This is a genomic window from Metabacillus sp. SLBN-84 (genome assembly GCF_053629595.1).
Genome location: NZ_JBRJIP010000001.1, coordinates 890,187 through 910,198, shown reverse-complemented (window position 1 = coordinate 910,198; position 20,012 = coordinate 890,187). Strand labels below are relative to the sequence as shown.

Genomic DNA, 20,012 nt, shown 5'->3' with positions numbered 1-20,012 from the left:
GGGTACGATTCTTCCCTTTGCTTACCCTGTCCATGCCGTTTTTCGCTCTTGCTGGGTACGATTCTTCCCTTTGCTTACCCTGCCCATGCCGTTTTTCGCTCTTGCTGGGTACGATTCTTCCCTTTGCTTACCCTGACCATGCCGTTTTTCGCTCTTGCTGGGTACGATTCTTCCCTTTGCTTACCCTGTCCATGCTATTTTGCGCTCTTGCTGGGTACGATTCATCCTTTTGCTTACCCTGTCCTGCCCAAGCTTACCCACCGAAATCAATTTTTGGCTTCACAGGCCCTGCTTTTATTTCCCCGTATTTCCCCGCAAAAAAAGCAGCCCGGTTAAATTACTCCGGGCTGCCAGTTACTTTTATTTCAAACGCTTTTCAAGCTCAGCTTTAACCTCTTCAAATCCTGGTTTACCAAGCAAAGCAAACATGTTTACTTTGTAAGCTTCAACACCCGGCTGGTCGAATGGATTCACGCCAAGCAGGTATCCGCTCATCGCACAGGCTTTTTCGAAGAAATAGACAAGATAGCCGAATGTGTACTCGTTCATTTCCGGAAGGTTCACAATCAGGTTTGGAACGCCTCCGTCTGTGTGAGCAAGCATCGTACCCTGGAAAGCTTTCTTGTTGACGAAGTCAACTGTTTCGCCTGCAAGGTAGTTCAAGCCGTCAAGATCGTTTTCTTCTGATTCGATTGTAATCTCGTGACGCGGTTTTTCAACGTTAAGGACGGTTTCAAAAAGATCACGGCGTCCCTCCTGCACGTATTGGCCCATTGAGTGCAGGTCTGTTGAGAAGTTTGCTGAAGCAGGGAAAATGCCTTTTTGGTCTTTTCCTTCACTTTCGCCAAACAGCTGTTTCCACCACTCTGAGAAATATTGAAGACCCGGCTCGTAGTTAATGAGCATTTCAATCGTTTTGCCGCGGTTATACAGCGCGTTGCGAACGGCTGCATATTGGTAAGCAGCATTTTCTTCAAGCTCAGATGTTGAGAAATCGTTCATGGCAGCGGCTGCGCCTTTCATCATTTCTTCAATATCCGCTCCTGCAGCAGCGATTGGAAGCAAGCCGACAGCAGTGAGAACAGAGTAGCGTCCGCCAACATCATCAGGGATGATGAAGGACTCGTACCCTTCTTCTGAAGCAAGTGTTTTTAAAGCACCGCGGGCTTTGTCTGTTGTCGCATAGATGCGTGTTTTTGCTTCTTCTTTTCCGTACTTTTCTTCAAGCAGCTTGCGGAAAATACGGAAAGCAAGAGCAGGCTCAGTTGTTGTGCCTGATTTTGAAATGACGTTGATTGAGAAGTCGCGTCCTTCAATCAGGTCCATCAGGTCTTTCATGTAAGTAGAGCTGATGTTGTTGCCGACAAAAATGATTTGCGGCGTTTTGCGCTGTTCTTTAGACAATGCATTGTAGAAAGAGTGGTTCAGCATTTCAAGGGCAGCACGCGCGCCAAGATAAGATCCACCGATTCCAACGACTAAAAGAACATCTGAATCAGATTTGATTTTTTCTGCACTTTTTTGAATGCGTGCAAATTCCTCTTTATCGTATGCCTCAGGAAGGTCAACCCAGCCAAGGAAGTCGCTTCCCGCTCCTGTTTTTTCATGAATTGAGTGATGCGCAACTTTTACGAAATCGCGCAGGTATGTAAGCTCATGCTCACCAAAAAATGACAGCGCTTTTGAGTAATCAAAACGAACATGTGTCATTGCAGTTCCTCCATCGTTCCTAAAATTTTAATCCTCTTTCACTTTAACGAAACTGTGTTTGTAAATCAAGCGGACCAAAAAATGAAAACGCGATCATTTAAAAATAAATGAAAACACCCTGCAGATGCAGGGTGCCTGTGCCATTAAAGTGAAGCTTTCAAGATGGCAAGAACATCTTCTTTGTTCAGCTTTTTAAAGTTGCCGAACTCGCCGTTCGCCATTGCTTTATCTGCAATTAGATCAAGTTTCTCGTCTGTGATGTCGTAGTCAGCCAGGCGGCTTGGTGCTCCAAGGCTGCTCCAGAATGCGCTGAGCTTGTCGATTCCTTCAAGCGCAACATCGCGGTCTGATTTGCCTTCTGTATCCACTTCAAACACGCGGACAGCAAGCTGTTTGAAGCATTCAAGGTTCTCATCAAGCGTATGTCTCATCCAGTTAGGGAACAGGATGGCAAGGCCTCCGGCATGAGGAATATCATAAACAGCTGAGACAGCGTGCTCGATATTGTGTGTTGCCCAGTCGCCGCGGTAGCCCATCTGAAGAGATCCGTTCAATGCGATCGTTCCTGAATAAAGGATCGTTTCGCGGAGCTCATAATTTTCAAGGTCTTTCATCAATTTTGGTGCTGTTTCGATGACTGTTTTCAGAGTCGATTCACAGAAACGGTCCTGAAGCGGCGTGTTTTTTGTATGATGGAAATATTGCTCAAATACGTGAGACATCATGTCAACCATGCCGTACACGGTTTGATCCTGAGGAACTGTGTACGTGTTGACAGGATCAAGGATTGAGAATTTCGGGAATGTCAGCGGACTTCCCCAGCCGTATTTCTCCTGAGTTTCCCAGTTTGTAATAACGGAACCTGCGTTCATTTCTGAACCTGTCGCAGCAAGCGTCAGAACAGTTCCAAACGGAAGAGCCTCTGAAGGAGTATGCTTTTTGGTCACGATGTCCCACGCATCTCCGTCATATTTAGCTCCGGCCCGCAATGGCTTTTGTACAGTCAATGACACTTCCGCCGCCTACAGCAAGCAGGAAGTCAATGTTTTCGCTTTTGCAGATATTTACGCCGCGGTGAACGGTTGAAAGTCTTGGATTCGGTTCTACACCGGAAAGTTCAAAGACGTTTGATCCGGTTTTCTCAAGTTCAGCAAGTACTTTGTCGTACAGTCCGTTTCGTTTAATGCTTCCTCCGCCATAAACCAGGAGAACATTTTTGCCGTACCTTGGCACCTCGGTCTGAAGCTGCTGTAGCTGGTCTTTTCCAAAAATTAATTTCGTTGGATTATGGTATGTAAAGTTTTCCACAATCAATCGCCTCCTTACTTTTTATAAAATAAGTATGACCTGTTTGGAATGTTTTTTGCAAGAAATGCGCTTGTAAAAGCTTTTTTTTAGCATGTGAATAATTTCGATGACATCTCCGCATTCTATTAGTGAATTCTTACATCCAAGGAGGTTATCAGCATGAGCGCATTACAGCGTATTGCACTTGTACTTACGATTATCGGAGCAATCAACTGGGGGCTAATCGGCTTCTTTCAATTTGATTTAGTGGCAGCTATTTTTGGCGGCCAGGATGCTGCCCTTTCAAGAATTATTTATGGACTTGTCGGAATCGCAGGTTTAATCAACCTTGCCATTCTCTTCAAGCCGGCAGCTGAGCTCGGCCGTACAGAACCAAAACCGGAAGCACGCTAAGATCAAAAGCGGAAGGGCCTTGGTTAAATCCGATCAGCAGATAAGGATCCGACGGAAAAGTCCGGTTTTGATTTTTCCGTCGGATTTGTTATGACTGAGGATTTAGGCGCTTCCGCTTACCGAAGATACCTTTATCATGTTTTCCGCAACCTTGAACAAATTATATTTTTAAGCACAGAAATAGCACCGGATCCTGATCCGGTGCTTTTTTCATGCAAAAAAAAGAATCCATCCAGCCGGATGCATTCTTTTCACGTGCTTATTTGTTTGTTTGTTTTGATTGCTCGATCCACTCTTCAAGCTTCTCTTTAAGCGTGTTGAAGCCTTGTGGAGTTTCGTTTGTGTAAGCTGGAGTAGCTTTTACTGTAGCCTGGCGCTTTTTAGGCTTCTTTGGAGCTTCTGTTTGTGCAGGAGCTTCTTGAGTTGCGCGGATAGAAAGGCTGATTTTGCCTGCTGCTTCGTCAACAGAAAGTACTTTTACTTGTACTTCGTCTCCTACTTTCAGCTGTTCGTTAATGTCTTTAACAAAACCGTGTGCGATCTCAGAAATGTGAACTAGTCCTTGTGTAGACTCATCTAATGCAACAAACGCACCGTAGCGCTGGATTCCTGTTACTTTGCCTGTGTAAACAGAACCTGTTTCGAATTTTGTACTCATGGTAACACTCCTATATAAGTTGATTTTTCTCGTTTAATATACGCAATTTAAAACTATATCATATCCGGCCTGTTTTTACAATAACAATTTAGTTACTGTCAAGTAATAAGCTGTTGGCTTTCATGATGTTAACAAAATCACCGTTTACTTAAAAACGCCAAAAACCCCCAAAAAAACCGGGCAGAATCCCGCCCGGTTTCTCATTAGTTATACACAACCTTAGATGTATAGTCACTTATATTTATCTTTACGGTCATCTTCATTGACGAACCATCCCTGTGAATCAGTTCAAATACGGCTGAGCTGCCATCTTCGCTGTATGTTTCATTCAGTTTAACCGTATTTGCAGAAAGAGCCCGGAACTGTTTGGCTTTCTCTTCTAGACCTGCTTTAAATTCTTCTTCTGAAGGTGCAGATTCGTCTTTTGCCATAAGATCATAAGCAGTCCCCTCATCTCCGGTAACTGTGGCGTACAAATAAAGGCGGAGCACGTCAGCCGGCTGCAGCTCGTTCAATGCTGTGCTGTCCCCGTCAGTATAGGCGCGATAGGCAGTTTGGATGCTGCTTGATACTGGCAGGAGCTGAATCTCTCTTCCCCTGAAGAAAGATACCTCAGGCTTCAGGCTCTCGGGCACGTTCACCTTATACTGCCAATATTCCTCCTGTGATTTGAAGGCGAAATTCTGCGCTTTCAAAAACTCATAGTATGCCGATACAGCTGATGTCGTCTCACGATTCGGATAGTCTTTCATGAGCTGTTCGAAGGCGGATTTCCATTCCTCTTTCAGTCTGAGCTGCTCATCCACAGCCATAGTATTGTTGAGGCCTTTAAGCAGGACGGTGAGCCAGAACTCATAGCGCTCTTTTAATTTTTCACGGTATTTAAAGTTTGGGTTCTGCAGAATGAACTCTTCAAGAGCAGCAGTCCGCTCTGCCAGTTCATTAACGGGAACAGCGAGAGCTGCATCCATGGCAACCTGTGCCTGGTTTTCCGTTTCAAAATACTTCTTCATTTGCGGGCTAGGGTCAAGTTCGTTTTCAAGGAGTTCTAGATCCGGCTGGAAATTGATCATGCCTTCCCCTTCGTGATAAAAACGGTAGCCGCTGTTTCTGATCTCCTCAATAACCGGCCCTGCTTCAGGATGATCGGAGCCTTTTTGGTTCAATTGTTCAGCGAAGGCAATTACATCCGTATACTGAAGAGTGCTTGAAACAGTCAGCCACTTTTCAAAGAAATACTCCTCCATCATCCTCTGTTTTTCAAGAAGGCTGATGATCTCTGCATCCCTTATCTCTTCTCCTTCTTCTGCCTTTGTTCTTAAAGCAGAGAGCTGTGCTGCAGGAGATGAGACGTTCTGTTCAACTGTCAGCTTGACTGTCTTAAAATAGTTGTCAAGTTCCTGAATGGACTGATAGGAATTTCTGCCGTCAAATTCCCGGACTGCATCTTCTGCTTCCTGAATAAATGGATACAGCTCTGCGTCAGGCATCTGAATCTCTGCCTTGAAAGCAGCAAGTCTTTCCTTAAACAGGAGGTCAAGCTCGCTTCGTTTAGCTTCAATTTCTTCAGCAGAAGGCGGCACCTGCACAGCAGGAGGCTGTTCACCTGTTCCGCCATTTCTCTCATTATTCTGCACAAGCAGCTGTGCACCAAGCAGCCCCGCTATCAGCATGACACCCGCAAAGCTTGCAGCATATAGCGTTTTGGCTTTGAAGAAAGGATTATTCTTCTGCTTTTCAAGCTTGATGCGGTCCATTATATGATCAGCCGATGTTTGCACTGGAAGCTTTTCATAGGATTGCTTTAAGCTCGATAGCCGTTTCTCAAAAAGCTGATCATCCATGTGTTTCACCTTCTTTCTTTTCGTGCTCCTTCACAATTTTTTTCAGCATCGTTTTCCCTCTGAGGATGCGTGTTTTAACAGCAGAAAGCGTTATTGACATAATTTCAGCGATTTCTTCATATTTCATTTCGTGGAAAAAATACAGAACAATCGGGATCCGGTATTTTTCATCCAGTTTCTGAAGGCACATGTGAAGAACCCTATCTTCCTCATTTTGAATAACACTCGATTCCACCTCAGGATAATCCATCGGAGGTTCATTTTGAATTTTGAACACTTTCTGCATGTTTGACATGCGCTTTCTGGCTGCATCCCTTGTCACATTGAGAGTAATTTTATAAAGCCATGTAGAAAATTTCGCCTTTGAAAATTGGTCCAAAAACCGGTATACCCGGATAAATACTTCCTGGGTAATGTCATCTATATCATCACGCCGGTTTCCAAGCTGATACGCAAACCGCTCGACTGTCGGCGTATATTTTTCAACCAGTTCCCTGAATGCACTCATATTCCCCTTCTTTGCCCGCCGCACTAATTCATCATCGTTCATAATCTGCCCTCCTTCTTACACCTGTGAAACGGGAGATGCATGCAGTTTGTTTCACACTGATGGACGCAAAATACAAATTTTTTCAAAAAAACAGGTTTAACTCAAATTTAAGGGGGGAATACTATCAGCGTATAAGCTTTCTAGTATTCCCCCCTTTTGTTTTTAGGACAAGACCTTCTGAGGTTTTGTCCATTTTTTATTTTCTGAAGTTTTCCATAAATACAGCCATTCTTCTAAGCGCTTCCTGAAGCTGCTCAAGAGATGAGGCATACGAACAGCGTACAAATCCTTCACCACTTTCACCGAATACATTCCCCGGAACCACAGCCACTTTTTGTTCAATCAGCAGCTTTTCAGCAAACTCTTCTGAACTGAGTCCTGTTTCTTTTATTGAGGGGAAGGCGTAAAATGCGCCCCCGGGCAGATGGCAGGACAAACCGATTTCATTCAGTGTTTCTACAAAAAAGTTTCGTCTGCGGCGATAGCTTTTTTTCATTTGCTCAACATCCTGCATGCCGTTTTTCAAAGCTTCAATGGCCCCATATTGAGCCATCGTCGGTGCGCACATCATAGCGTACTGATGGATTTTCAGCATGGCTCCTGAAAGCTCAGCGGGCGCAGCGATAAAGCCGAGTCTCCAACCTGTCATGGCAAACCCTTTTGAAAAGCCGGAAATCAAAAGGGTGCGTTCGCGCATTCCGCTCAAGCTTGGAAAGCTCGTATAAGCTTCATCATATGTAAGTTCCGCATAAATCTCATCAGCCAGCACCAACAGGTCGTGCAATTCAGCCTGCTCGGCGATCAACTCAAGTTCATGCTTTGATAAGACCGCTCCTGTCGGATTGCTAGGCGAGCATAACAGAAGTGCTTTTGTCCGCTCCGTCAATGCTTCTTCAATTAACTCAGGCCGAAGTTTAAACTGATCATCTGCCCGCGTATGCAAAGGCACCGGCACTCCTCCCGCGAGCGATACAAGCGGTGCATAGGAAACAAAGCAAGGTTCAGGAATGAGCACCTCATCAAGCGGATTCACAATGGCTCTTAATGCGATATCCAGCGCCTGGCTCGCCCCCACCGTCACAATGATTTCATCTTCATGACGGTAAGATACATCAAATTTCTCGTGAAGATATCGGGAAATTTCCTGGCGCAATTCCAAAAGACCGGCATTGGCGGTGTATGATGTAAACCCCTGTTCAAGCGACAGGATGCATGCTTCTCTTACATTCCAGGATGTAACAAAATCCGGTTCCCCGACTCCAAGCGAAATAACACCTTCCATGCTTGCCGCAAGATCAAAGAACTTGCGGATGCCGGAAGGCTTCAGGGCTGAAACCGTATGTGATAAATACTTGGATTGTGTCATGGAGACACCACAATCCGTTTGTCTTCATCGTCCTGTTCGTAAATCTTCCCGTCATGTTTATATTTTTTTAAGATGAAGTGTGTCGTTGTTGAAAGGACGGAGTCAAGAGTTGACAGCTTGTCTGAAACAAAGTGTGCAACCTCTGACATCGATCTTCCTTCTATAACAACGGACAGATCATATGCCCCTGACATGAGATAAACCGATTTCACCTCATTGAACCTGTAGATTCTTTCAGCAATCGCATCAAATCCTGTCCCTCTTTTTGGCGCGACTTTTACGTCAATCATCGCCGTGACTCCCTCATGCCCATCCACTTTCCGCCAGTTGACAGTTGTCGAGTAGTCGATAATGACCTTCTGCTCTTCCAGGCGTTTAATTGTGAGGATGGTTTCTTCAACGCTTAGCTGAACCATTTTTGAGATGTCCTGCGGAGTGAGCCTGCTGTTTTCTTCAAGGAGCTCAAGAATTTCTGTTTCTTTTTGGGTAAGCTTCATGTTCTTTTCCTCCCTTTTCATTAAGAATGTTCTGATAATTATAGCATGAACATCTGAAAACAAACACGCATTGTTCCGTTTTTTTTCGGGAAAAACCGGGTAGATTTTACAAGAGTTATTTTCGGACGGCAGGTTAAAATAGTAAAAACTTTCGCTGCCGGCACTCCATCGCCGTCAGCTTTTGCAAATCATGTCTTTTTCAAGGAATTAAGAATAAATGCTGGAGTGAATGATTATGGTGATATTGGATAACAAGCAGGAGTTTAAGATGCATGTTCAGGGGATAGGGGTCCACTATGAGGTGTATGAAAATCCCGGCAAACCTGTGATGGTTTTAATACACGGCTTTCTTTCTTCCACATTCAGCTACCGCCGGCTGATTCCATTTCTCCGCCATGAGTATCATCTCATTGCTGTTGATCTTCCGCCGTTCGGCCGGTCGGAAAAATCGATCGCGTTCGTTTACTCATACCGGAACATGGCTAAAGTTGTGATTGAGCTTTTGAAAAACCTGCAAGTGGAACAAGCAATCCTTGTAGGGCATTCCATGGGAGGGCAAATTTCCCTGTACGCATCAAAAGAAATGCCTGAGATGGTTAAAAAAGTGGTGCTTCTATGCAGCTCAGGCTATATGAAAAGGTCGCATCCTTCGCTCATATTCGGCTCTTATTTTCCTTACTTTTACCTCTGCATCAAGCACATCATGAGCAGACAGGGAGTCTGGAAAAACTTATGCAACGTCGTACATGACCGCTCGATGATTGATCAGGAGATGATGGATGGCTATATTCAGCCATTTTACGACGACCGTATCTTCATGGCGCTCTCGCGGATGATCAGGGACAGAGAAGGTGATTTGCCTGCAGAAGATCTGCGGAAAATCGAAACACCAAGCCTTCTTATTTGGGGACAGGAAGACCGGGTTGTACCCGTCCATATCGGAGAGAGAATGAACAGGGATCTTCCAAATTCTCATTTTTTCTCATTAAAGAACACGGGTCATTTAGTTCCTGAAGAACGCCCTGATTTTGTATCTGAACGCATTTTTGAATTTTGCGTGTAAGTGAAGGAACAGAAAAAATGCAGCTTAGAACGGCGCATCATCGTTCACAAGCTGCATTGTTTTTGATCAGCAAAAGCTGTACAGCCATTTTTTCACACTCTTTTAAAGGAATAATCTCCTCAAAAGAGAACTCATAAACAGCCTGTATTTTTCGGGAAAGCTGTGCCGGTGTTTCAGAGACGTGCACCGCCTGAAGGACATCAAATACTTCCGTTTCATATGCTTCCGCGCCGTACTTCAGCGGATCCCATTTATATAACAGCCCGAGCATCTGCTCATTCGCTTCTCTCATTTCCACTGCGCATCACCCAAACCTTTTTCTTTTGCATAACGTTCCATACATATTTTATCATAAGGTTTTAAAGGAGCAACATCCGGAGAAATCAAACTGGAGAGTGATAATCATGAGCATGTTTGATCAGGAAATCAACAGATACAGGACTCACTCAGTAAAATGGGATTATTCCGAGGAGATTTTCGGCGTGAAAGATGTCCTCCCCATGTGGGTGGCAGATATGGATTTCCGTGCACCTGATGAAGTAATTTCCGCCCTGCAGGAACGAGCATCGCACGGTATTTTCGGCTATACTTCAGCAGGTCCAGAAGCGAAGAAAGCCGTTCAGTCATGGATGAAAGCGCGGCACGGCTGGGATGTAACCCAGGAATCCATCATTTTTAGCTCAGGAGTAGTTACTGCGCTGAGTATGGCCATTCAGTCCCTAACAGACCCTGGAGACGCAGTGCTGATTCAGTCTCCTGTTTACCACCCTTTTTTCGACATGACAGAGAAAAACGGACGCACACTTGTGAACAATCAATTGAAACTTGAAAATGGCACCTATCAAATTGATTTTGAAGATCTTGAAAAGAAAGCAGCACATCAAAAAGTGAAGCTCATGCTGCTTTGCAACCCGCAGAACCCGGGCGGCAGAGTGTGGACAAAAGAAGAACTCGAGAGAATCGGAGAAATATGCGCAAAGCATCATGTCATTGTTGTTTCGGACGAAATCCATTCAGACTTGATGCTGTTCGGCCATAAGCATGTCCCTTTTGCTTCCCTTTCCAAAGAGCATGCCCGAAACTCTATAATATGCATGGCACCAAGCAAGACATTCAATCTTGCAGGGCTGCAGTCTTCAGCCATTATCATTCCGAATAAAGAAATCCGGACAAAATATGAGGAATATCAAAAGCGGCAGGGGTTCTTTACCCTTAATACCTTTGGCATAGCCGGCTTAACTGCAGCCTACACACATGGTGAAAATTGGCTGGATGAGTTAAACAGCTACCTTGAAGAGAACGTGAACACAGTGATTTCATATATTCAAGAGCATTTGCCCAAGCTTAACGCGATCCGGCCTGACTCGACTTACTTAATCTGGATTGACTGTACGCAACTGCAGAAAACAGATGCTGAAATAAAGGAATTGCTGCTTCAAAAAGGAAAGCTTGCGCTTGAGGATGGGACCAAATACGGCCCCGGCGGAGAGGGTTTTGTCCGCATGAATATCGGATGTCCCCGCACACTAGTCCTTGAGGGACTGGAACGTTTAAGAAAGGCGTTCTCATAATCTGAAAAATCCGCGGTTCACAGCTGCGGATTTTTTTATTGTTTAGAAAATTTTAAAAGTAAAAGGCTGTGGATAACATAACAAAGTTATCCTCGGCAAGCGTAAGCGCCTAAACTCTCTGTCAGAACAAATCCGTCAAAAAAGGCGGGAACCGGACTCTTCAGCCTGATTCTTATCTGCCTATCGGAGCGGGCCTTGGCGCTTGCGCTTATGTTCTTGCACGCAAACAAAATTTGTCATTACAGGAGTTTTTTGAATGTTCTGATGGTATAATGGACTCAGAATATAGCAAAGGTGAGAATCCGTTGATTATTCCTATAGAGTCTGTAAAAGAACTGATACTTCATATAACCTTTCTTTTGTTTCCTGTTTTTCTCTATCAGACCGTTTGGCTCAGCAGGCCGTTCAAGTCCCCTCCAAGCAGGAACAAAATTCTTATTTCCCTTCTGTGCATCCCTTCTGCCCTGCTTTGCCTGACTTATCCGCTTTACACAATTGAAAGTGTAAGCTTTGACCTGCACGCCATACCTGTTATAGTAAGCATCCTTTATGGAGGACCCTTTTCAGGTGCTGCGGTCATTGCCTCCGTTCTTGCCTACCGGTTTTATGCCGGAGGACACTGGCTTCTTCTCAGTCTCGTGACCATTCCTTTTTACACCCTTTTATCCTTCTACTTTCAGCGATCCTGGTTTTCCTTTAATAAACGAAGAAAAATGATGGTTATTCTTTTAATCGGCAATGCCAAAACAGCTATTACCTATGCTTCCCTGTATCTTTTTCATTCCTTTGGATGGGTCCCTGATGTTTTTTCAGGGGAGGGCCGGAAGTATTTAATTATCGGCTGGATTTTTTTGAACTTCGCTTTGTTTTTAACCTACTATGCCACCGAATACATTCGTGAAAATGCCATCATGAGATATCAGATTATCCGAAATGAAAAGCTGTCCATACTGAGCGAGCTTGCTGCGAGTGTTGCCCACGAAGTCAGAAATCCGCTGACGGTTGTAAGGGGATTCATCCAGCTGATGGGGCAGGAAATACGCGACAATGAACAAAAAAACAAGGATTATCACGAATTAGTATTATCAGAGCTTGACCGGGCTCAGGATATTATTACCGATTATTTGAGTCTTGCAAAACAGCACTATATCGAAAAAGAGAATGTGTCCCTGACTTCTTTGCTTTATGAAGTGGATCAGCTGATGCGCTCCTATGCCAATTATAAAACAGTTGCGATTGAAACGAGCATTCAGGACGGGCTGATGATTGTGGGGGACCGCTCAAGACTGAAACAGGTATTTATTAATCTGCTTAAAAATGCAATTGAAGCCGTTCCTGATTTAGAGGGACAAGTGGAAATCAGGGCTTATTCGTCCCATGAATTTGTGAGAATCAAACTGACGGATAATGGCTGCGGAATGAGTGCAGACCAGCTTCAGAGGCTTGGTGAACCCTATTTTACTTTAAAAGAGAAAGGAACAGGTCTCGGACTTACGGTGACGTTTTCAATCATTCAGCATCATGGCGGGACGATCCGCTATCAGAGCACATTAGGCGGAGGAACAGCTGTGACCGTCTCTCTCCCTATCGAAGCTCTCAAATGAATAAAATCGAATGTTTCTCTTATTTTGTTAATAAACTGTTTATAGGACATGGACCAAATGAACGTAAGGAGGGGGTACTCCTGAAAAACCGATTTATGCTGATTTTTCTGCTGACCCTGTGCCTGTTGACTGCAGCTTTTTCCATCCCAAAACAAATGGGCAATGGTGCAAGCGCCATTCCAAACGAAACCATGCAGCAGGAAGCTTCCCTTGCAATTGATACGGTTTTGACCATCCATTTCAACTCTTTTCAGAGGGCGCTGACGCTGAATGAAGAAGTTTTGAGCATTAAGCCTGTTAAAGACAGCGGGCAAAAGTGCTATGAAACAACCATTCAGTTCTATACATTTTTTGGACTGCCCCTGTCAAAAGTGAAGGCTGACTGCAATGAGATTGAAGAAGTAAATTAGTACGACCAAAAACGGCCAGCTCGGCCGTTTTTCATTTTCAGGAAATGCCGGAGTCTCACATTGTAACCCGCAATGCCAAAGCCTGCTAATAAAAAAACCAATCCCGAAGCAGCGGAATTGGATTCTGAAATTACTTGTTCTTATCAGCTGCTTTTAGGCTTCTTTCAAACTCTTCTGCTTTCAATTCCTCTTTTCTGGATACCTTTTTAATCAGCATAAAGGCTGCAATGGCCAAAAGGAAGAAGATGAACATTGTGATGCCGGCAGGAAGGTACTCAGACTTGTCTTCCGGAAAATATAAAAAAAGCCCCATAATGAAAGCGTTTAACAATTTAATCACTCCTTGTCCCCTTTACTATAGCAAGAATTCATGGCTTCCTCTACTTTTGATAAAAATTTTTCTCAAGGACTTTGCTATAATGGACGTAAGAACGTTAAAAAAGAAAAAATGGGGATTTGCACCATTTTTTATGGGAGGCATAAACTTGAAAGAAGAACTTAGTACCGGAGAGATCGTGACAGGCATCTATAAAACCGGCAAATATATCGGCGTGATTACAAACGTGCGTCCTGAACATTACTTAGTGAAAGTAAAAGCCGTTCTTCGGCACCCCGCTCAAGGCGACCTGCACATGCCAAAAGAAGCGGACGTTCCTCTTTTTCATGAACGCAGAGCTCTTGCAGAAAACGAACAAACCAATATCCCGAAAAACATGGTGCGCAAATATGACGAGCCCGTACCTGCATACAAAGATTCCCTTGTTTCCGCAGTGGCTGCGATCGAAAACGAACTAAAAGAGGATGCTCGTCCCTGGGCAGTCAAGTCTCTTGAGAAAATACAGCTTCTTAAAGCGGATTATTTTAAAATCAAATGAGCCAAATCACTTGCTAGTGATTTGGCTCTAAGTTGCAAACTTGTTCATAACTTTTGAAAAATCAATTCTGTCTCCAATGGTTGGCGGGGCAGGTTTTTGCAAATATCGCTTGTCATTTTCTACCAGGTTGTAAATATTGCAGGTTGTAAGAGCATCATCGAGTGCACAATGATGTCTTCCTGTTCCTTTTTTGCCGTATTCTTCAACAGCCTTCCACAGACCTGTCTGGTTTCTGTCACCAAAAAACTTTTTGTATTCCATGGATAAGTCTCTGAACTTCGCATGAAACGGGAATTCCACATTGTTCTTAAGGCAGTTTTGGCGCAGTACCTTCATGTCCATATTTCCCCATGTAATGACTGTGGTGTTGGGATAATTTCCAAAATCTTTTAAAATGGCGATCAGGTCAAGAAACGAAATGCCTGAGTTGACTTGAGACTGGGATATGTTTAAAAAGGATTTGCAGCGGTTTGTTAAAAAGGGAAACTGTACGGGTCTTACATAAGAGGAAAATTGTCTGTGAGCAGTTTGATTGATGACGGAAACGATTCCTACTTCGATTATTTCAGGATAAAATCCGCGCGGGTTGGCTTTTCCTTCGGGCATAGTAAATTCAAAATCAACGAAAATTAATTGCTGAGGAGCTTCCATTTCTCCCCCCTCCTTTCTCCAAAAATTCATCATTTCCTTTTTATTACTATTATATCACCTTACGCGAAAATATAGCTTCATTTTTCGAAAAATAATGAATATGCCTCCATAAATATTTCAAAAAACGAAAGGATTGATTTATAATATTAAGGGACACGAAATAAATATGGGTATTCTACCAGAGAAGGTGTTTTTATTTCTATTCAGAAACGCAATTTTCTCATCATGTGGACGGCTAATTTCTTTGTTGCAGCAAGCGCGACAATGATTATGCCATTTTTGTCTTTGTTTTTGAGTACATTCGGTGATTTTTCAGATGACTATATTCGCAGATGGTCAGGATATGTGTTTGGTATTTCCTTTTTAATGGCCTTCCTTGTTTCCCCGCTGTGGGGCAGATTCGGCGATAAATACGGTTATAAAAAGATCCTGATCATGACCGGAGCAGGAATTGCCACAAGCATCTTTCTGATGGGGTTTGTTCAATCCGTGCATCAGCTGTTTGTTCTCCGTCTGGTGATGGGGGCAGTGACCGGGTTTATTCCTACATCTCTTGCCCTCATATCCGCCCAAACCAAAAAGGAAGAAGCCGGCCGCACCCTCGGCACTCTGCAGATGGGAACCGTGTCAGGGGGACTGTTCGGACCGCTGATTGGAGGTCTCCTCGCTGATCAATTTGGCTTTACCTACACATTCTTCATTACATCCGCCGTCATTTACATATCTGTTTTGCTTGTAGCCTTCGGCATCAAAGAAAAACCGCTCAGAACAAAAGAAGAAGGAAGAAAATCCTACTCGCGCAAACAGGTTCTGCAGCATATTTTCAAATCTCCGCTGCTTTTGACCATTATGTTTCTGACGCTGCTGATCCAAATTGGAAACTTCAGCATTCAGCCCCTCCTTGCCCTTTATGTAAGCGAACTTCACGGCCCTGTCAATCTAGCGTTTTTCTCAGGCCTGGCTTTTTCCGCAACAGGAGCAGGCAATTTGCTGGCTTCCCGAAAATGGGGCGCTCTCGGAGACCGCATCGGACATGAAAAAGTATTGATCGGCCTGCTGATTGCATCTGTTTTTTGCTTTATTCCCCAAGCCCTTGTAACCACACTTTGGCAGCTGATGATTTTCCGCTTCCTTTTCGGCCTGGTGATGGGCGGCATCATTCCCTGTATCACAGCCTTTATCAGGCAGACCGCGCCCGTTTCTATGCAGGGAGAAGTGCTCGGCTACAACACAAGCTTCAAATTCCTCGGGAATGTCGCCGGTCCTGTATTAGGAGGAACCATTGCAGGCGGATTCGGCATTTCAGCCGTTTTTTACGTAACAGCAGGACTCTTTTTATCCGGAGCGATCCTCTTATGGAAAAGTGTCCGCACAGAACAAAAGCAGCTGGCAGAAGCCAGCTGACAGCACGCTGTCCATGACAGCGTGCTTTTTCGCAGGAAAAATATTCTAATATAAGAGGGGAAATGGTAATATGAAAAGAAAAGCGGAGCCGACCGTTTAGCCCTGACAGGCAGAAAAGAAATCACACGAAAAGTCCGGTTTTGACTTTTTGGGGGATTTTGTTCTGACGGAAGGGCTGGGAGGCGGAGCTGGACAACGTGAAAAGCGGAGCCGACCGTTTAGCCCTGACAGGCAGAAAAGAAATCACCCGAAAAGTCCGGTTTTGACTTTTTGGGGGATTTTGTTCTGACGGAAGGGCTGGGAGGCGGAGCTGGACAACGTGAAAAGCGGAATCAGCCGTTTAGCTCCGATAGGCAGATAAGAAATCACCGAAAAAGTCTGGGTTTGACTTTTTGGGGGATTTTGTTCTGACGGAAGGGCTGGGAGGCGGAGCTGGACAACGTGAAAAGCGGAGCCGACCGTTTAGCCCTGACAGGCAGAAAGATTCGGGCCATTCATCATACCAATAAACCTTAAAGGCGTGTGACATCATTGCGTTCAATTACAGGCTGGATATGCCTTCTGGCAATGTCCCCTCTCCTCATTTTCTTATTTATGCTCTCAGGGGAAGAAGTAAAACAAGTAAAAGCCGTTTCGACTGTTTTAGATGAACGGATTCCTTTAACAGACATTCCCATGATTCAAAACAGCTACATTCTTGACCAAAATGGAAGCATCGCTTCAGAAATTGTCAACTCACGGGAAAACAGAAGATTTGTTCCTTTAGAAGAGATACCTGAAGCAGTAAAAACGATTTTCATTGTTTCAGAGGATCAGCGTTTTTATGAGCATATCGGATTTGACCCGGCCGGCATGACGAGGGCAGTCCTTGTGAATGCCAAAAACCAGTCAGCCGATCAGGGCGGAAGCACCATTACACAGCAGCTTGCAAGGAATGTCTTTTTAACTCATGAAAAATCATATAACCGCAAACTGAGTGAACTCTTATACTCGTACCACCTTGAGCGGACCTTTTCAAAAGAAGATATCCTTGAAGGGTATTTGAATGCTGTTTATTTTCACAATGGTGTTTACGGCGTAGAAATGGCAAGCCAGTATTATTTCAGCAAGCCAATCGGGAAATTGACTCTTGCCCAGACAGCCTTTATGAGTGCCATCCCGAACAACCCTGCCCTGTATGATCCCATTACCAATTTTGAAAATACGAAAAAGCGGCAGGAACGGCTCCTTAACGAGCTTCTTGAAGGAAAGTACATAACGGACGAACAATACCTCGCTGCTGCAGAGGAAAAAATCCGGTTAAATACCCAGATGAGAAAAGACCGCTATCCGGATTACATCACGTATGTTCATGATGAACTGAAGCAGCTGATCGCTGAAGAAGAAGGGTACACCATCAAGCTTTCAAAAGCGGACAGTGCAGAAAAAGAGCGTTTGAACGAGCAGCTTAAAACCCGCTTGCAGGATGTGCTGAAGAGCGGAGTGCGCATCCAAACTGCTCTCGATCCTACTCTTCAGATACAGGTTTCGGATGCTTTTAAAAATCATCTGACAGATCCGTCTGTACAGGGGGCAAGTGTGGTTATTGACCACCGGTCTCATGAAATTAAAGCGATGTACGGAGGAAAGGACTATAAAAAGTTCGACTTTAACCGCGCCTATCAGGCATACCGCCAGCCCGGATCGGCCATAAAGCCTCTGCTTGACTATGTGCCGTATCTTGAAACCACAGGGGCAGGCCCGGATTCCATGATCAGCGCAGAACCATTTTGCGACAAGGAGTATTGTCCAAAGAATTACGATGAAAAAACGTACGGCCGGGTAACGCTAGAGACAGCCTTTAAGCGCTCCTATAATACACCGGCCGTAAGAATGATGAATGAAGTCGGGGTTGAAAAGGCCTTTTCATACTTAGAGCCTTTCAAATTCAGCCGAATTGTCAAAGAGGATTACAGACTTCCTGTTTCAATCGGAGGATTCACATACGGCTTCTCCCCTCTTGAACTCACACAGGCCTATTCTGCTTTTGGAAATGACGGTGTTTTTTCTAAAAGCCGTGCTATTAAAAGTGTGACGGACCTTGAGGGAAACCTGTTATATGAATGGAAGGACGAGCCGGTTCGTGTTTGGCAAAGCGCAACGAACACGAAAATGCGGGCGCTTTTGACTTCAGTGACCGAGAGCGGAACTGGAACGAAAGCAAACCATTCAGCTGCCTATACAGGAGGCAAAACCGGCACGACGAATGATTACAATGATTTATGGTTCGCCGGATTAACGGATGCCTATACAGCTGCTGTCTGGATTGGAAAAGACAAAGCAGAAAGCATTGAGAGCCTTTCAACAGCAGCACCGCATCAGCTGATTTGGAGAGATATCACAAAGAACCGCTAGTTTTTTCGTTTTATGATTGGGGAATAGAAAAAGAAACAGCTAAAAGCAGGTGAGTGACATGACACACAGCAAAATTCTTTTATTTGACGGTGTCTGCAATTTTTGTGACGGAACCGTTCAATTCGTCTTAAAACACGACAAGAAAGAAGCCTTCTCCTTTGCTTCCCTCCAATCGGAAGCCGGCCAGAGCCTGCTCAGGAAACACGGACTCCCACTTGAAGATTACGACAGCTTTGTCTATCTGGATGAAGAGAAGGTTCATACAAAATCCACTGCAGCTCTGCGCGTTCTCAAAGAGCTCGGCGGAATATACAGAGCGCTTTATTTTTTGATTGCCGTTCCAAAACCGATAAGAGATGCCGTCTACATGATGATCGCAAAAAACAGATACAAATGGTTCGGAAAAAAAGACGCCTGCACATTGCCGTCTAAAGAAGTCAGAAAAAGATTTCTGTAAAATTTGCCCGAAGCAAACGAAAGCCCCTCAAAACTGAGGGGCTTTCGCTTTATATCGGCAGACTCGCCAAAAGGCTGTTATACAGCTTCATGCAAATATAAAGAATACCGAACAAAAAAACCGACCAGAACAGTACGTGAAACAGAACAAGGCCAATCAGCGAAAAGGATGTCAGGAAAAAACTGAACTGATACACGGCAAAAATGAAGTAGCAGATCGTTGCCAATAGAAAAACCGCAATAATCGCTGCTCCAAATTGAACAAGCAGCAGGGATACCCCGCCTCCTGCAAGGTAAAAGGCAGAACCGAGCCTGATTTTCTTCAGGCTTTCCCCCTCAGCATCCTTTGAGAAAAACAGAAGTGAAAGCTCTGTCACGGTATCAGAAATCAGCTTAAGTGCAGAAAAAACCATAAAATAAATAAGGGCAAAAACCGTGAAAAGAGCTAGCTTGATGCCGCTCTCTGAAAAGAATTCCAGCATCCCGCCGTATACGCCAAGCCTCTTTAGAAGTCCTACAATTTCAGAAACAGTCGAAATTGAAAGCGATGTGCTGAACAGAAGAATAGCGATAAGGGGGAAGTAGCTGGTGAAATACGTATTTTTCATTCCATAATCTCCTAATCCGTCAGAATACTCATTTAGTATGAACGAATGAGGTCCGGGTGACAAGAAGGAAATGGAAAAAAGAGAAGAGGCGTCATTTTGGTGTCTGATTGATACATAGGTCAACAGCGGAATACGGGGCTGGAGTCATATTTCGGCTGTTGGGAGCAGAATCATGACAGTTGGTTGTAATTTCGCGATAGTTGGTTGTAATAAAAACAATGTTGGCTGTAAAACTGTAATAGTTGGTTGTAATCTCACGATTGTTGGTTGTAAAACTATGATTGCTTGCTGCCAGGTATCCCAAAATAGGGGGCAGCAATACCACGAATGTTGGCCAGAGCAGATGAATTGATTCACCCATGAGCCAAATCCGCCCTACACACGCAAACGAAACCGCCTGATCCAGACGGTTTCGTTTACTTATTTACGATTCTGATATATTCTCTTGGTTTGAATTTTTCAAGCATCCATTTTTCTTCGTTGGATAAATAGAACGGCTCCTGTTTTTCAGACCATTCAGAATCGCTCTCGGATTGGTATCCTGGATTGTAAAAAGGCTGTTCTGCTGATTCGTTTGCAGCCCATGCGGCGGCAAAAAGAACGGAAAACAATGCGGATGCCGTGATGATCTTCTTTTTCAGCATATGGAT

The 20,012-nt window shown here is 44.3% G+C and carries 21 protein-coding genes and 1 pseudogene; 9 read left to right on the top strand and 13 right to left on the bottom strand.

The features are described from left to right. Nucleotides 1-360: 360 nt before the first annotated feature. A complete protein-coding gene (locus RKD52_RS04440; protein ID WP_029566092.1) occupies nt 361-1,710 on the bottom strand; it encodes a glucose-6-phosphate isomerase in 1,350 nt (449 codons plus the stop codon). Nucleotides 1,711-1,853: 143 nt separating this feature from the next. Beyond that, nucleotides 1,854-3,018 (bottom strand): annotated as a pseudogene (locus RKD52_RS04435) (iron-containing alcohol dehydrogenase). 159 nt (nt 3,019-3,177) lie between these two features. Between RKD52_RS04435 and RKD52_RS04430 the strand changes: the two are divergent. Continuing rightward, nucleotides 3,178-3,411 carry a DUF378 domain-containing protein gene (locus RKD52_RS04430; RefSeq protein ID WP_029566094.1) on the top strand — a complete coding sequence of 78 codons (234 nt, stop codon included), beginning with the start codon at nt 3,178-3,180 and terminating at the stop codon, nt 3,409-3,411. A gap of 259 nt (nt 3,412-3,670) precedes the next feature. Here the strand turns inward: RKD52_RS04430 and yugI are convergent, their stop codons facing one another. The 5 genes from yugI to RKD52_RS04405 all read right to left on the bottom strand — a co-directional run bounded on the left by yugI (nt 3,671) and on the right by RKD52_RS04405 (nt 8,326). Next, complete coding sequence (gene yugI / locus RKD52_RS04425; protein WP_369734164.1) at nt 3,671-4,069, bottom strand: S1 domain-containing post-transcriptional regulator GSP13; 399 nt, start codon at nt 4,067-4,069, stop codon at nt 3,671-3,673. 203 nt (nt 4,070-4,272) lie between these two features. After that, the gene (locus tag RKD52_RS04420) at nt 4,273-5,913 is read right to left on the bottom strand and encodes a hypothetical protein (RefSeq protein WP_454098818.1); all 1,641 of its coding nucleotides are present in this window, start codon (nt 5,911-5,913) and stop codon (nt 4,273-4,275) included. Next, a complete protein-coding gene (locus tag RKD52_RS04415) occupies nt 5,906-6,463 on the bottom strand; it encodes an RNA polymerase sigma factor (protein WP_454098817.1) in 558 nt (185 codons plus the stop codon). The genes RKD52_RS04420 and RKD52_RS04415 overlap by 8 nt, the downstream gene beginning before the upstream one ends. Nucleotides 6,464-6,659: 196 nt before the next feature. After that, entirely contained in the window at nt 6,660-7,829 is a 1,170-nt protein-coding gene (locus tag RKD52_RS04410) for an aminotransferase (protein WP_454098816.1), read from the bottom strand. Beyond that, nucleotides 7,826-8,326, bottom strand: a complete 501-nt coding sequence (locus RKD52_RS04405; protein WP_454098815.1) for an Lrp/AsnC family transcriptional regulator — start codon at nt 8,324-8,326, stop codon at nt 7,826-7,828. The genes RKD52_RS04410 and RKD52_RS04405 overlap by 4 nt, the downstream gene beginning before the upstream one ends. A 235-nt stretch (nt 8,327-8,561) precedes the next feature. Here RKD52_RS04405 and RKD52_RS04400 point away from each other — a divergent pair, with 235 nt between their 5' ends. After that, a complete protein-coding gene (locus RKD52_RS04400) occupies nt 8,562-9,389 on the top strand; it encodes an alpha/beta fold hydrolase (RefSeq protein WP_454098814.1) in 828 nt (275 codons plus the stop codon). Nucleotides 9,390-9,426: 37 nt separating this feature from the next. Here RKD52_RS04400 and RKD52_RS04395 read toward each other — a convergent pair whose 3' ends face one another. Further along, the gene (locus RKD52_RS04395) at nt 9,427-9,681 is read right to left on the bottom strand and encodes a DUF1871 family protein (protein ID WP_369734473.1); all 255 of its coding nucleotides are present in this window, start codon (nt 9,679-9,681) and stop codon (nt 9,427-9,429) included. A 112-nt stretch (nt 9,682-9,793) separates the two neighbouring features. Here RKD52_RS04395 and RKD52_RS04390 point away from each other — a divergent pair, with 112 nt between their 5' ends. The 3 genes from RKD52_RS04390 to RKD52_RS04380 all read left to right on the top strand — a co-directional run bounded on the left by RKD52_RS04390 (nt 9,794) and on the right by RKD52_RS04380 (nt 12,974). Next, the gene (locus tag RKD52_RS04390) at nt 9,794-10,960 is read left to right on the top strand and encodes a MalY/PatB family protein (protein ID WP_454098813.1); all 1,167 of its coding nucleotides are present in this window, start codon (nt 9,794-9,796) and stop codon (nt 10,958-10,960) included. Nucleotides 10,961-11,265: 305 nt separating this feature from the next. Beyond that, nucleotides 11,266-12,564, top strand: coding sequence for an ATP-binding protein (locus tag RKD52_RS04385; protein WP_454098812.1), 1,299 nt, complete (start codon nt 11,266-11,268; stop codon nt 12,562-12,564). After that, the gene (locus RKD52_RS04380; RefSeq protein WP_454098811.1) at nt 12,561-12,974 is read left to right on the top strand and encodes a hypothetical protein; all 414 of its coding nucleotides are present in this window, start codon (nt 12,561-12,563) and stop codon (nt 12,972-12,974) included. The genes RKD52_RS04385 and RKD52_RS04380 overlap by 4 nt, the downstream gene beginning before the upstream one ends. A gap of 130 nt (nt 12,975-13,104) precedes the next feature. Here RKD52_RS04380 and RKD52_RS04375 read toward each other — a convergent pair whose 3' ends face one another. Continuing rightward, nucleotides 13,105-13,314, bottom strand: coding sequence for a hypothetical protein (locus RKD52_RS04375; RefSeq protein ID WP_411333737.1), 210 nt, complete (start codon nt 13,312-13,314; stop codon nt 13,105-13,107). Nucleotides 13,315-13,459: 145 nt separating this feature from the next. Here RKD52_RS04375 and RKD52_RS04370 point away from each other — a divergent pair, with 145 nt between their 5' ends. Beyond that, entirely contained in the window at nt 13,460-13,849 is a 390-nt protein-coding gene (locus RKD52_RS04370) for a kinase-associated lipoprotein B (RefSeq protein WP_454098810.1), read from the top strand. Between the two features lie 27 nt (nt 13,850-13,876). On the opposite strand, the gene kapD is transcribed toward RKD52_RS04370, so the two are convergent. Next, entirely contained in the window at nt 13,877-14,500 is a 624-nt protein-coding gene (gene kapD, locus RKD52_RS04365; protein ID WP_369734175.1) for a 3'-5' exonuclease KapD, read from the bottom strand. Nucleotides 14,501-14,725: 225 nt separating this feature from the next. On the opposite strand from kapD, the gene RKD52_RS04360 reads away from it, so the two are divergent. The 3 genes from RKD52_RS04360 to RKD52_RS04350 all read left to right on the top strand — a co-directional run bounded on the left by RKD52_RS04360 (nt 14,726) and on the right by RKD52_RS04350 (nt 18,755). Next, nucleotides 14,726-15,904, top strand: coding sequence for an MFS transporter (locus RKD52_RS04360; RefSeq protein WP_454098809.1), 1,179 nt, complete (start codon nt 14,726-14,728; stop codon nt 15,902-15,904). A gap of 567 nt (nt 15,905-16,471) precedes the next feature. Next, nucleotides 16,472-18,298 carry a transglycosylase domain-containing protein gene (locus RKD52_RS04355; RefSeq protein WP_454101138.1) on the top strand — a complete coding sequence of 609 codons (1,827 nt, stop codon included), beginning with the start codon at nt 16,472-16,474 and terminating at the stop codon, nt 18,296-18,298. Nucleotides 18,299-18,356: 58 nt separating this feature from the next. Then, nucleotides 18,357-18,755, top strand: a complete 399-nt coding sequence (locus tag RKD52_RS04350) for a thiol-disulfide oxidoreductase DCC family protein (RefSeq protein WP_454098808.1) — start codon at nt 18,357-18,359, stop codon at nt 18,753-18,755. Nucleotides 18,756-18,804: 49 nt separating this feature from the next. On the opposite strand, the gene RKD52_RS04345 is transcribed toward RKD52_RS04350, so the two are convergent. From RKD52_RS04345 to RKD52_RS04335, 3 genes are all read right to left on the bottom strand, one after another. Then, nucleotides 18,805-19,362, bottom strand: coding sequence for a DUF5366 family protein (locus RKD52_RS04345; RefSeq protein ID WP_454098807.1), 558 nt, complete (start codon nt 19,360-19,362; stop codon nt 18,805-18,807). 91 nt (nt 19,363-19,453) lie between these two features. Further along, nucleotides 19,454-19,723: a hypothetical protein gene (locus RKD52_RS04340; RefSeq protein WP_454098806.1), complete on the bottom strand. Its 270-nt coding sequence runs from the start codon at nt 19,721-19,723 to the stop codon at nt 19,454-19,456. Nucleotides 19,724-19,778: 55 nt separating this feature from the next. Continuing rightward, nucleotides 19,779-20,006, bottom strand: a complete 228-nt coding sequence (locus tag RKD52_RS04335) for a hypothetical protein (RefSeq protein ID WP_454098805.1) — start codon at nt 20,004-20,006, stop codon at nt 19,779-19,781. Nucleotides 20,007-20,012 lie beyond the last annotated feature (6 nt).